Raw genomic sequence first — 11,863 nt, 5'->3', positions numbered from 1 at the left:
GCAGTAACGCTAACGAAGTAGATAGCCTTTAGATACTATGTAGCTACTGCAGTAAGCTTGCCTGTCCAATCGAAAAATAAAAAGAACTCTTACCGCAGTAAGTAAGGGGGAGCTAATTATGAAAGAAGTAATGGGTTTTTATATGCTGATGGTTGTCTTAATAGCCCATTTTTCATGAAATAGATGAGAAATCAGATTTAAATATAAGAGTTTACAAGGTACTCTTTTTAGATAGGTTTAACTCTTCAGTTTTAGGTTTTTTCCATAGTATAGTGATGGCTAAACCAATGATAATGACACCTGTACTGAAATAGTAGGGGTAATTAATATTAATATCAAATAAAATGCCACCTAAGATGGGGCTAAATACGTTGGCCAGGGAAGTGAAAAAAGAGTTCATTCCTCCAACAAAGCCTTGTTCGTTACCAGCAATGCGTGATAAGTACGTTGTTACGGCTGGGCGAATGAGATCCGCACCTATAAATACGGTAAATGTGACTGTCATAACCGTCCAGTAAGAGCTCACTAATGTCATTGTAAAAACTAAAATCGCAGATAATACCAATGACCAACGAATCATATTAATTTCACCCATGTACTTTACTAACGGTTCGAATAGTACAATCTGAAATATTGCACCTATAATGGCACCGCCTGTGATTGAAATAGCAATATCCAATGGACTAAACGCGAATTTATGATCAACGTATAAACTGAAGAATGACTCAAATGCTGTTAACCCAAATGTCGATACAAAAATGACTACAAAAGCAATAAAGAACATAGGCATGAATATCTTCTTTAAGCCCATCTTTTTTTCTATTAGTCCTTTGACCTCTACTTTTTCTTGAGGAGACGCGGGTTCTTTTAACAGCGTAACGGATAAGATTGCAGCAACAAATCCAAGAACTGAAGCTGAGTAAAAGGGTACTCGCGTGCCAATCTCAGCTAAGAAGCCACCTACGCCTGGCCCTATAATTAATCCAGTAGTAATAGCTGCTGACATATATCCTAGCATCTTTGGGCGTGTTTCTAATGTTGTTATATCTGCAATAAAAGCTGTCACAGCAGGCATAATACAAGCACCACTAACACCGCCTAAAATACGTGATACGAACAATAACTCGATTGTTTCCCCTATTCCAAATAATAATTCTGATAGACTGAAGATAAATAATCCTATTACTATCATGATTTTACGGCCAAATTTATCAGCTGCTTTCCCCGCAAATGGAGAAATAATTAATTGTGTTAGGGCAAATATTGCTGTTAAATAACCAACAGTTGTACCACTAATGTTCAATTCATTCATAATACTCGGTAATACAGGTATGACTAAACCAATTCCTAAAAAAACAATAAATATGTTTATAAGTAAGAGGTATAGTGTACTTCTTTTTGTCTTACTCATATGGAAACCTCCGTCTGGATAGATTGCTATGCAAAAGCTTATATAGCTTGATGTACCTTCCATGTCATATGATATAGCGTTTGCTTATGGTAGAGTATGAAGTATGGAGTTAGTCTATAGTCAAGAGGAGTTTTCAACTTGGAGAGAAAAACTAAAACTTTAACTACAGGAGAATTTGCTAGCTACGTGGGAGTGAAGAAAGATACATTATTTTATTACGATAAAATTAATCTTTTCAAACCTGCAGGGAAACTTTTAAATGGTTATCGCTATTATACCTATGATCAAATTAAATCATTCTCTACACTCCAGTCTCTTCGGAAATTAGGTGTATCAATTGAGGAGCTAAAAGAATATCTTAGTTCCCAAAACACTCATAAATTTATTCAAATGGCAAATCAGCAAACCGTTATAGTAGAAAAAGAAATTGAAAAATTGCTTCAAATTCAACGTTTCTTTAAGCAGATTATTTCAACGGAAGAGGAACTGAAAGGTGTCGAATTTGGAAAAGTTTATGTCCAAAAAACGGAGAAAAAGTACATCCTTCTAAGCAATAAAACCTCAAATGAGGGCATGAATACTGTAGAAGAATGGTCAGAGCAATATAATCATTTTGGAAAACAGATAGGTTTGCAAGTTCCGGTACCTATTGGATCTTTACTAACAAAAGATACCCTAATTCAAGAGAGGTTTGAGAGGGTTGATTATTTATTTTCTTATAGTGAATTGGACACAGGACAATCAAGGCCAGAAGGTCTTTATGCCATTTATTATCACGAAGGACCTTATAAAAATATTGAGTCTTCCTACCTCCATGTAACTAATTTTATTAAGACAGAAGGCTATTCTATTGTAGGTGACGCGTATGAAGAGTACTTGTACGATTCGATGAAAACTAATAACGAAGAAGAATACCTTACTAAAATTAGCATACAGGTGGAGAAAGATTTAAAGGAACAGTAAGATTTATTTTTTAATCTTGTACTTATAGTTGCACCAAGGGGCCACTTTCTATGAAATAGTACAAAATTCCTTCTAGAACAAGAGGTTTGTTATTTTATCTGAGTAACGAAAAATAAGTACCTAATCTATAATAAAAAGAGCTGTATATTACGATACAGCTCTTTTTATTGATATTTATTGGTAACGAAGTTTCTCCACGTCTTCTATTGTAAGACCTGTCAATTTACTTATCATTTTATTGTCTATACCTTCTTGAATCATGCCTAAAGCAACCTTCTGAATCCCCTTTTTTTCTCCTCGCTCTTCTCCCAGTTTCTCTGCTCTTTTTAAAGCAGATTTTTCATCTAAAAGAGCTTTTCGTCTTGCTTCATAAGCAAGTAATACTTCTGGATCTTGGCTCACACGTTCCCATTCATCCATTGCTTTCTTTAATACCTGATCTTCTTGCATCGCAATCTCCTCCAATACTTGAGTGATTTCTTCATCTTCAGATGCTTCAAGTAATAATAACCATCGCACAAGTTGATCTTCTCGAGGATCTACCTCTCTATTACGCCATTTAATTAATAACTTAGGTAGCTCCATAAAATGAATTTCCAGCATATCAGTTAAGAGTAATTTTTGTTCACGCTCATACAGCTGGAAAGTTGAGTGGTAATCATGAATATGGGACAAATAACGGAAGTTAACAATATTAATTGTAATGGTTTTACAAAGCTCTCCGTAATCCATGCCTTCCTTCATTTGGCTACTATACATTTTGGACCAATAATAGAGTGTTCGCTTTTCCATATCATGCTTATTATTAAGTTGAATTTCAATATTAACGCGGCTTCCATCCTCTAACTGCGCGTGTACATCTAAAATCGAACGTTTATCTTCTTGGTTTTCTTTATTAAAATGCGGATCTAATAACTGAACCGTTTGAATCTTCTTCTCATCTGGAAAGCGAAGTGCCGCATTTAAAAAGGCAGCTAAAATGGATTCATTTCCATGGGTGCCAAATAACGATTTAAACGCAAAGTCGACACGTAAATCTAATCGTTTCGTCATAATGCCCTCCATCATATTTATGTTTGTTATTAGTATATCACGACTAGATTTCTTCTTCCTATATCACGCGTTCTAATTCGATACGTTCACATTGAAAAACTTGTTACTCCTGTTAGGTACAAGATATTTTTAATAACCCATTAATTGAATATAATTAGATAAATAATAAAGGGACTTTCTTTTTGTTTAAGTGCTGTAAGAACTTAATAAGGTGATCAATATCATCTTGAGAAATGGGTAAAAGCTGTGCTAGAGCATTTTTAATATCTGTTAATATACATAAGTCATGTAATTCATGATCAGTGAAGATAGTTTGGAGGGGGTTCAATCTGAATAGTAATGGGAGATTGTCATATAGGTCAGTTCCACACTTAACAAAAAAAAGTTGTCGCCATAATGGTCCATATTGTGTAATCATCTTGTGTTCGATGATCCTTACTATTGTTATTTCAATTTCAAATAGCAACATATAAGACTTAAATATGAGCTCTTTTTCCATGTGCATTCCTCCTTTTATAGGACTTTTAAAATAAGTTAAATTATAGTTGTTCCGCGGTCCACTGTGCCTGCCTAGATATACAGCGAATGCATACATGCGTTTCTTGCTACTTTTCCATCACCACTACCCCTCTCTCTATTTGACCATCGTTGATTCCTTATCATCTATTAGTGCAATCATTTGAGAAAGGCAAACAACTCTTTGTTCTGAGTTTCGGTCTCAATATAAAAAAAGCTAAGAATGACTGTTTGAAACTAATGTTTCTGTATCTTAGAGGTGAAAAGATAAGGTCATTTTAAAATGTCAATCTACTAAAATTCCTAAAACAGTACATTTCATTACTATTCACCTTCATTTTACTACTAATTCTCATGTATAACATGACTTTTTACACCTTTATAAGTAAAAATATTCAATTTATTTTATATTAACGTATGGTTTCGTGTAGTAAAATTAATTTTGCTATAAATGAACAATGCAAATAAAAATACATTTATCAAAAGGGGATAAAACAATGAAAAGTCGTGCTATCAAAATTGTTTCTTCACTCGCTATAGGAATAGGAATTGTTGCAGCTCCAGCTTCCTCATACGCTGCAACGCCTAAAACCATGAAAGTACATTACATTGATGTTGGTCAAGGAGATAGTATTGGGCGGCAGATGATGTCGTTATAATAATGTGCTAAATAAAGTATTCTTGCTCTAGCATAAGGAATAAGATGACAGTCTCTTACTTTGAGACTGTTTTTTACGAATTAATTATTAATAAACTGTTTTGAAAAAATTATAATACTTCACTGCTAAATAATATCATTACTAAGGAATAAAACGTTGTTATACTATCTTTTAATATTGGTAAAATACACATGAAATTAACAACTTTTAGAGGGGAGAACAGCTATGTATAAAAAAGGTGTTTTTTTATTAATTACGGCAACTTCTTTACTGGTTTCTGGCTGTCAACAAGAAAAAAAGGTTGATTCAAAATCAGGGGAAACTGGGGAGGTTAGTAGCCAGGAGACCAGTGATAATAGTGCTATTAAAACAAATCAAGATAGTAATAATGCTACAGACAATAATACTGGGGAACCTTCAACTATAAAAGGTAGCGATCATGCGAGTGCTGTTCACAAAAATAGTAATCAGCAATACTCAACTAATTCAAATACAGTCTCCGATGACGCTTTTGTTACTAAAGATACAGCAGCTTTAGTAATGGCGGACTACATAAATGGACTAACAACTGCAATTAATACAGGCCAGTTCAGTAACGTTGCGCATGTTTTAAAAGGTTCGTTATATAGTGACCAACAATCATTAGTAAGCAATTTATATAAGAAGGGGATTAAAGAGAACTGGGTAGATTATTTTGTGGTAAATTTTACGAAAGCAGGTAACTCTTCTGATGGGACTCTTTATAACATACAAACTGTCGAGACTGTATCTGTTATACAACCAGATGGATCTCAAAAAACAAATAAATACAATTGGATGTACACAGCCGTGCTTATCAATAATCAATTATACTTAACTGATATAGCTAAAAATGGGTCAATTACTACTGTATCAAAGACTGGTCCAACTACAAGCACTCCATCAACAAATAGTCCAGCTACAACCATAACTAATAGCAAAAAAGCTTATTATTTAGATTTATTAGAACAGACTAGAACTAGTGAAGTACAACCAGTTAATGATCAAATTGATGGTGACAGAAGACAAGCTTCTGGAGCAAATTATCAAATGTGGGACCAAGTGTTGAACGACATCTATGGCGAATTAAAAAACCAATTATCTGCATCAGAGATGAATGATCTAAAAATCAAACAACGTCAATGGATTAAAGATAGAGATGCTGCTTCTCAAAAAGAGTTGAAAGAAGCTGGAGGCGGAACTTTAGCTTATGCTGAAGAAGCTCGTATTTTACACGAAATGACTAGAGAACGTTGCTACGAGCTAGTTACTTATTATATGAAATAATGAGAAAGTGCTATATTTACATGGTGGAACTTTATGTATTGGCTATCTTCATTGTTATGTGTGTATATGCCATCCTATAAATCACACATATACACATTTGCTCTTGCTATTTCTTGCCGTTATTTCTCTTCCATTTCTATCTGATTATTATTAGCTAACACCATTCTTTGCAGATTCATAAACTTCTCATAGTGATGGGCATGATTTAATGTATTCAACGTAACAAAGAGCCACTTGTTTCATACAAGTGGCTTTTTATATTGAGTATGTTTTAGATAAAATGTACTAATCGTAACAGAATATTATCTTTGTTTTCAATATATCCCTTTCTGCTCTCGGTTTACCTTCCCCTCATTGCTAATTCTTGAAAACTCTTAAGTTAATTTCAAAATTATTGCTAGATTGACTGCATAATTCGTGTGAGTTCTTTTTCTAAAGCATCGGGCTCGTTTGAGTAATTATAAATCCCTAAAAATTTCTCTATAGCCACTGGATGAGAACTGATTAGCTTATTGACAGCATTCTGTTGTTCAGAGATGCGTTCATTCTGCGAAATTTGACATCCCATGTGAAACCGAACCATAAACTCGTCTTCTATTGCCTTTTGATATTCTTCAGATATTTGATTTGATTGATTGGATTGTCCCTTATATTTTGAGAGAATATTGGATAATATACGTGCTCCACATATAGCATCATGGATACCTTGTGCCATGCCAGGATCTTTAAAACAAACTGCATCTCCAACTAACGCCCACCCTTTTCCCATCCCTTTATACCAGTAATTATCATATCCGAGAATGCCTTTAACCGGTTCTACTAGTTCTGCATTTTTTAAACGCGTCCCTATTGTTGTATTCGGAAAGTTATCTGTTAAAAAATTGCGTAGACAGCTTTCTGGATTTAATTTCAATCGTCCTATCAATTCCTTATTTTCTAATGGGAAAATGCCGGCAATAACATATAAATTATCATTCGTTGGAAAGAGAATGGCTGTGTTATCTTTTATCTTGTATACTTCAAATTTAGGGACATTGTCATGGCGAAATTCAGAGAAGTACCCGAAATAGATGCCGACTTTTGCCGAAATGCTTATTTTGATTTCACTTTTTACCAGCCTGCGAATAATTGAGGATCGGCCGTCTGCCCCGACTACCATGCGAGCTAAAAATTCTTGTTTCTCGTTATTGCCATCTAGACCTTCCACCCCTACTACTGTATCGTCATCATGAATAACATCCATCACACGAAACCTTTCTAGAACGGTTACATTCATTTGTGATTTGGCTTGTTCAAGTAGGATCTGATCGAGATAAGTTCTTCTAATGCAGTAACAACTTTCTTCTCCGTCAACCTTAGGGATGAGTCCTTCTATCGCGGTATCCTCAAATTGAAATTTAATATCCTGTACCGGTGGGGCGTTTGTTTTCAATAATTTGTCCATGACACCAATTTCTCGAAGAAGAGCGACAGTATTATTGAAAAAAGTATGGGTTGATAATGTATCCTTTGGAAAGGTCGCTTGGTCTACTAACAACACATGGAAACCTGCCTTTCCAAGATAAATAGCAAGGGTAGAGCCGGCAACTCTAGCACCGGTAATGATGACATCATACGTCTTATTCATCGTATCGCTCCGTTTCCAAGTACAATTATTAATTTGCGTATCCATTAGAAGGATTCCAAAACTCATGCTCTTACGAGTTAAAGCAATGAGGTAAATTGACAAGGGTATGCTACATACATAAAGTATGGAAGTTAAAACAAATTAAGCACAGGGAATTCCCACCTGTTAAACAATTAAAAAGAATTTGTGCTAAAAATCGAAATGATATTTTAAGCATTAAATAAAAGCTCATTTACAACAAGGTACAATAGAGGGATTGAAACATAGATATAGATTCTAGACATATATTTCTTTTCCTCTTTTATTCTTTGAGCTTTCTTCCTGTTGAAAGTTCACAAAGTTTACACAATAAAATGTAAGCGTTTCCCATAAGTTTGTTGTATACTAAATAATATAAAACAATATAACTTTTAACTTGTATGATTTTCTCACAAATTATGCATGATAATTACTTATTTGAATAACACATTTCTACATTAGTTATATAGGAAGAAAGGAGAACGGAGCATGATACTGAAAGCATTGAGAAAGAAAGGTGTCATTACGATTAACTATTATCAAAACGGTTTATTACAAACATGTAAGGGACGTGTAAATGATCTTAATCTTCATGATCAAACTCTTTCTCTAGAGGATGAACAACACAATATATTCTCTATTCGTCTATCGGGCATTACTGAAATTCATTAAGTCTATCATCGCGTAGTTACATTATTTAATATGTTTATTACAGGGAATATTAATGATAAAGCTATAAAAAAGAGGAAGAGAACTCTCTTCCTCTTTTTTATGATTTATTTACCTTATTAGTACTATTTCTTGTTCCATTTGATTAACTGCTTATGCGAAACAAAGGAACACCTACTAACCAGGAAGTTCCCTTTTTATTTCGCTAGATAAAAATACATCAAAACAAAGATTAAAGAAATAGGCTACACTGAGGGGCAAAGTTTTTTTAAACGGACCATTGTCACATGATCTATAAGAGTTGCATAGAATAAATAGGGCTAGCTATCAGCACCTACGACTAAAATGTTGTATTCCCAGCTCCCCCATACTACTCCAGAATTAATCATAGCTCCTTGATAATCTAACCTCTATAAACACTAGCACATGTATCAGGTTTTGGTTCGTAATAACAATGATTTTTAAATTGACCAGATGCAGGTTGACCGTACCATGTTGGAGGGCATGGAGCATGTGGATTAAAATACCAAAGAGCAAATTTCGCTGGGTGTTGTCTCCAATAATCCAAATTTTGCTTTGCTAATCTTTTTTCAACACCTCTCGCTCTTTGATAAAATACATTGCCTTTTTGAACAGCTTCAAACGAAAAGTTCCCCCCCTGTACTTGATAAATGACTTGTGAAACGGTTCTTAAATTTTTAAAGTCTATACAATTTGCTGCAAGACGATTAACAATTACATTTCCGACATATAACATCCCTAGTCTTCCTTCACCTTCAGCTTCTGCTCGCATCATCCTTGCCATTAAGTTAATGTCTGCACTTCGGTAACTTACTCTTGCCATTTACTCACCTCCAAAATATAGTATGAAAAAAAACCTATATTGATGTCATTGTTTATAAGATAGCAATTTATACGCTGGGGTTAGTCTAGTCACTTATATTTTTCATAAAATGGACGAGACATTAGAAGGTGTCCAAAAGAACAAAAATAGATTGCAAGCAAAGCTATATGATCTTAGTACATAAGAAGAAAACTTTGTTGTGGAAAAAAATAACAGGGTTAATAGGTTTTAACCTGGGGTAAAGTCAACTAACTATTTCAAAAGGAGAGAATGATGTATGAGTATTCTATGGATGCTAATTGTAGGTGGAATTATCGGTTGGCTTGCCGGTTTAATTACAGGGCGTGACGTTCCTGGAGGCATTATTGGTAATATTATCGCTGGTTTTATTGGTTCTTGGTTAGGTGGTCTGATCTTGGGAAGTTGGGGACCAGTCGTTGGTGGTTTTGCCATCATTCCAGCCATTATTGGAGCAATCATTCTGGTGTTAATTGTAAGCTTTGTTCTAAGAAAGATGGGACAAAAAAACAATCACGGGCATCATGCAAAATAAATCGAAAAAAATTAAGTTGGAGTGATTAAAAATGGGAGAAGAAAGTAAGCCTGTGTTAGATGATTTTGTTGAAGACGATCAATTTGAATTAGAATCTTACCTTACTTATTTGTTCGATCAAATTAATCATGATAACGAAATTCTGTTAGAAACTTAATGACAAACCAAATATTTTATTATAAAGAAAAAGAGAAAAGAATAATAAATCAGAATATAACATAAGCGACCTTAGTAACTTTGTTTACGATACATAGGGTCGTTTATTATTATGGAGAATGTTTGAAAATAAAGTGAAGCTATTCTTCCTAATAGGCCTGTTGAAGATTATTGATCACTTTACCTACTGCTTTATTAAAAAACGGTTGGTCCTAGCCTCCGACTAATAAAGGCCTTTCATGGTGCCAAACGGATGATTGTACATATGATTAAAAAGGCACAAACTCTGTTGAGAAAAGTCTGTCCATTATTAAATAGATTTTATCTATTTTAGTAAGCCAACGATTTATTAAATCATTTCATGGTAAAGGAGATGGAAGTGTGTTTGGATTCAGTGATATGCCTAAGTTCTTGTTTTCTTTCTTACTTGTACTACCACTTGTGTCTCTTGTTCATCAATTAGGTCATTCTATCATGGCGATCTTTTTCGGAGGGAGAGTGGATTTTACCATTGGAAAAGGAAAAACGATTTTTAAATGGAAGAAAATTAAAATAAAATCTGTTTACTTTTTGGATTCTTTTTGTGTATATGAAAAACTAAAATACGACAACCGATTTACCCATGCTTGTGTCTATGCTGGAGGTGCCATTGCTAATTTAGCTTCTATTTTCCTTATAAATGGTTTAGTTATGGATGATATCCTTTCAGCAAGTCTCTTTTCTTACCAGTTTGTCTATTTTTCTGTTTATTATATTGTCTTCTCGCTACTGCCGATCAAATATACAGAAACAAATTCAAGCGATGGACGTGCTATTTACGATGCATTGAGGTATGGAAAAATAACATGTAACCCTGATTAATAAGGCTGAAATAATGATGGAGATTGAAAAATCAACAAAGCTATATAAAAAAGAAGGTACTTGAAGGGCGTCATTACGCATATAAAGCTTGTATTAACGCGGTAACGTCACTGAATTAGCTACTGATTAGGTAACGAAGCCGCAATTCTTTAGATACTATGTAGCTACCGCAGTAAGCTTGCCTATACACTCAAAAAACAACGAAGATTTTATTTAACTGCAACTAAATATTTAAAGAAGGATTTATTTTACTGTTATTGAATCTATACAGGGCGGTTTATTTCAAATCTCAATTGCAGAGAGGGGAAATGAGAATGGCCATTGGAAGAGAACGGGCGGCAAGGAGTATTTTGGGTCAATCAGGATTGAGGAATAGGAATCCAGACAACGCTACGTTTGATGAAAAAGAAACAAAGCCTCGCACCTCAAATTTTGAAAGAGTTGCGACTCCTCGTGAGGGTTCTACTCGAATAGCAAGGATGGCAGAAGAATATAGAGCTGAATATAAAAGAGTAAAAAGAAGAGAACAATTTTTGCAAGACACAATAGATTTATTAAGTGATTGTAATAACAAGCAGTCCGTTAGAGAGTTAAAGGAATTAATTAATTTAGCAAAAGAGCGATTAATAATGTATCAAGGTAAATAGAAATTATTCCTTTTTTTATTACTGATATAATATAACACTAATACGTTCACATACACATTTGTGTGAGTGCATTTTTGCTAGAGAGAGCATCCAGTATATGATGGTTGCTCTTTTTGTTTTTAAGGAGATATGATTACATGAAAGATTGGTTTAGAGTATTCACTTGGAGAGATGGTTCAAAGAGAGAAATTAGAATTGATTACGACAAATATGGGCTATGTCGATTATCTATAACGATTATTATTATTCATCCTATTATTTCTTGCGGCTTCTGCATATCGTGCCATTGATGCATGAGTGGATTCAAATGGGTTATTACTGTGTTCTTCTCCTGCTAATCTTGTCACAACAGTTGAATTACCAGAAGGTCTATCTGACCCATCTTCATCATGATCTGCTCTGTAAAAAGTAGGACCCCTAACTGGTGGGGTTACATGTGTATCAAGATCATCAACATCATCAAATGGATCTCCACCACCAGTATCATTATCACCTGTTTTTGGTGATTCATGACCTTCATTTGGTTGATCTGGCATAAATATCACCTCCTACATATATTATTTGAATCGATAAAAAAATCA

General features: G+C 34.3%; 14 protein-coding genes. 8 read left to right on the top strand and 6 right to left on the bottom strand.

Translation table 11 applies throughout. The annotated features are described in order from the left end of the window. Window positions 1-211: 211 nt before the first annotated feature. Window positions 212-1,411, bottom strand: coding sequence for a multidrug efflux MFS transporter NorA (norA, locus tag POF52_RS23790; protein ID WP_271995429.1), 1,200 nt, complete (start codon window positions 1,409-1,411; stop codon window positions 212-214). A 138-nt stretch (window positions 1,412-1,549) separates the two neighbouring features. Here norA and POF52_RS23785 point away from each other — a divergent pair, with 138 nt between their 5' ends. Beyond that, window positions 1,550-2,374 (top strand): MerR family transcriptional regulator, encoded by an 825-nt coding sequence (locus tag POF52_RS23785; RefSeq protein ID WP_034652888.1) that lies wholly within the window; start codon window positions 1,550-1,552, stop codon window positions 2,372-2,374. A gap of 174 nt (window positions 2,375-2,548) precedes the next feature. Here POF52_RS23785 and POF52_RS23780 read toward each other — a convergent pair whose 3' ends face one another. Both POF52_RS23780 and POF52_RS23775 read right to left on the bottom strand, forming a co-directional pair. Next, complete coding sequence (locus POF52_RS23780; RefSeq protein WP_271995427.1) at window positions 2,549-3,427, bottom strand: Rpn family recombination-promoting nuclease/putative transposase; 879 nt, start codon at window positions 3,425-3,427, stop codon at window positions 2,549-2,551. A 154-nt stretch (window positions 3,428-3,581) separates the two neighbouring features. Next, a complete protein-coding gene (locus POF52_RS23775; RefSeq protein ID WP_271995425.1) occupies window positions 3,582-3,926 on the bottom strand; it encodes a hypothetical protein in 345 nt (114 codons plus the stop codon). A gap of 514 nt (window positions 3,927-4,440) precedes the next feature. Between POF52_RS23775 and POF52_RS23770 the strand changes: the two genes are divergently transcribed. Both POF52_RS23770 and POF52_RS23765 read left to right on the top strand, forming a co-directional pair. Continuing rightward, window positions 4,441-4,602, top strand: coding sequence for a hypothetical protein (locus POF52_RS23770; protein ID WP_176586540.1), 162 nt, complete (start codon window positions 4,441-4,443; stop codon window positions 4,600-4,602). Window positions 4,603-4,827: 225 nt separating this feature from the next. Beyond that, window positions 4,828-5,907, top strand: coding sequence for a lysozyme inhibitor LprI family protein (locus tag POF52_RS23765; protein ID WP_271995422.1), 1,080 nt, complete (start codon window positions 4,828-4,830; stop codon window positions 5,905-5,907). A 397-nt stretch (window positions 5,908-6,304) separates the two neighbouring features. Here POF52_RS23765 and POF52_RS23760 read toward each other — a convergent pair whose 3' ends face one another. Then, the gene (locus tag POF52_RS23760) at window positions 6,305-7,534 is read right to left on the bottom strand and encodes an NAD(P)/FAD-dependent oxidoreductase (protein WP_271995420.1); all 1,230 of its coding nucleotides are present in this window, start codon (window positions 7,532-7,534) and stop codon (window positions 6,305-6,307) included. 507 nt (window positions 7,535-8,041) lie between these two features. Between POF52_RS23760 and POF52_RS23755 the strand changes: the two genes are divergently transcribed. Continuing rightward, a complete protein-coding gene (locus POF52_RS23755; protein WP_029324141.1) occupies window positions 8,042-8,224 on the top strand; it encodes a YolD-like family protein in 183 nt (60 codons plus the stop codon). 400 nt (window positions 8,225-8,624) lie between these two features. On the opposite strand, the gene POF52_RS23750 is transcribed toward POF52_RS23755, so the two are convergent. Continuing rightward, window positions 8,625-9,065 (bottom strand): cell wall hydrolase, encoded by a 441-nt coding sequence (locus POF52_RS23750; protein ID WP_013084397.1) that lies wholly within the window; start codon window positions 9,063-9,065, stop codon window positions 8,625-8,627. A gap of 277 nt (window positions 9,066-9,342) precedes the next feature. Here POF52_RS23750 and POF52_RS23745 point away from each other — a divergent pair, with 277 nt between their 5' ends. The 4 genes from POF52_RS23745 (at window position 9,343) to POF52_RS23730 (ending at window position 11,282) form a co-directional block, all read left to right on the top strand. Continuing rightward, window positions 9,343-9,618: a GlsB/YeaQ/YmgE family stress response membrane protein gene (locus POF52_RS23745; RefSeq protein ID WP_029324143.1), complete on the top strand. Its 276-nt coding sequence runs from the start codon at window positions 9,343-9,345 to the stop codon at window positions 9,616-9,618. Between the two features lie 31 nt (window positions 9,619-9,649). After that, window positions 9,650-9,775, top strand: a complete 126-nt coding sequence (locus tag POF52_RS23740; protein WP_255323595.1) for a hypothetical protein — start codon at window positions 9,650-9,652, stop codon at window positions 9,773-9,775. A 380-nt stretch (window positions 9,776-10,155) separates the two neighbouring features. Then, window positions 10,156-10,635, top strand: a complete 480-nt coding sequence (locus POF52_RS23735) for a site-2 protease family protein (RefSeq protein WP_034652893.1) — start codon at window positions 10,156-10,158, stop codon at window positions 10,633-10,635. A gap of 314 nt (window positions 10,636-10,949) precedes the next feature. Next, on the top strand, window positions 10,950-11,282 hold the full coding sequence (locus POF52_RS23730) for a hypothetical protein (RefSeq protein WP_176585844.1): 333 nt from the start codon (window positions 10,950-10,952) through the stop codon (window positions 11,280-11,282). 224 nt (window positions 11,283-11,506) lie between these two features. On the opposite strand, the gene POF52_RS23725 is transcribed toward POF52_RS23730, so the two are convergent. After that, window positions 11,507-11,818, bottom strand: coding sequence for a hypothetical protein (locus POF52_RS23725; protein WP_271995402.1), 312 nt, complete (start codon window positions 11,816-11,818; stop codon window positions 11,507-11,509). Window positions 11,819-11,863: the final 45 nt, after the last annotated feature.

Source organism: Priestia sp. AB (assembly GCF_028369225.1).
GTDB lineage: Bacteria > Bacillota > Bacilli > Bacillales > Bacillaceae_H > Priestia > Priestia megaterium.
Note: the sequence above shows the minus strand (reverse complement) of the source record. Positions and strands in the feature narration are given on the sequence as shown.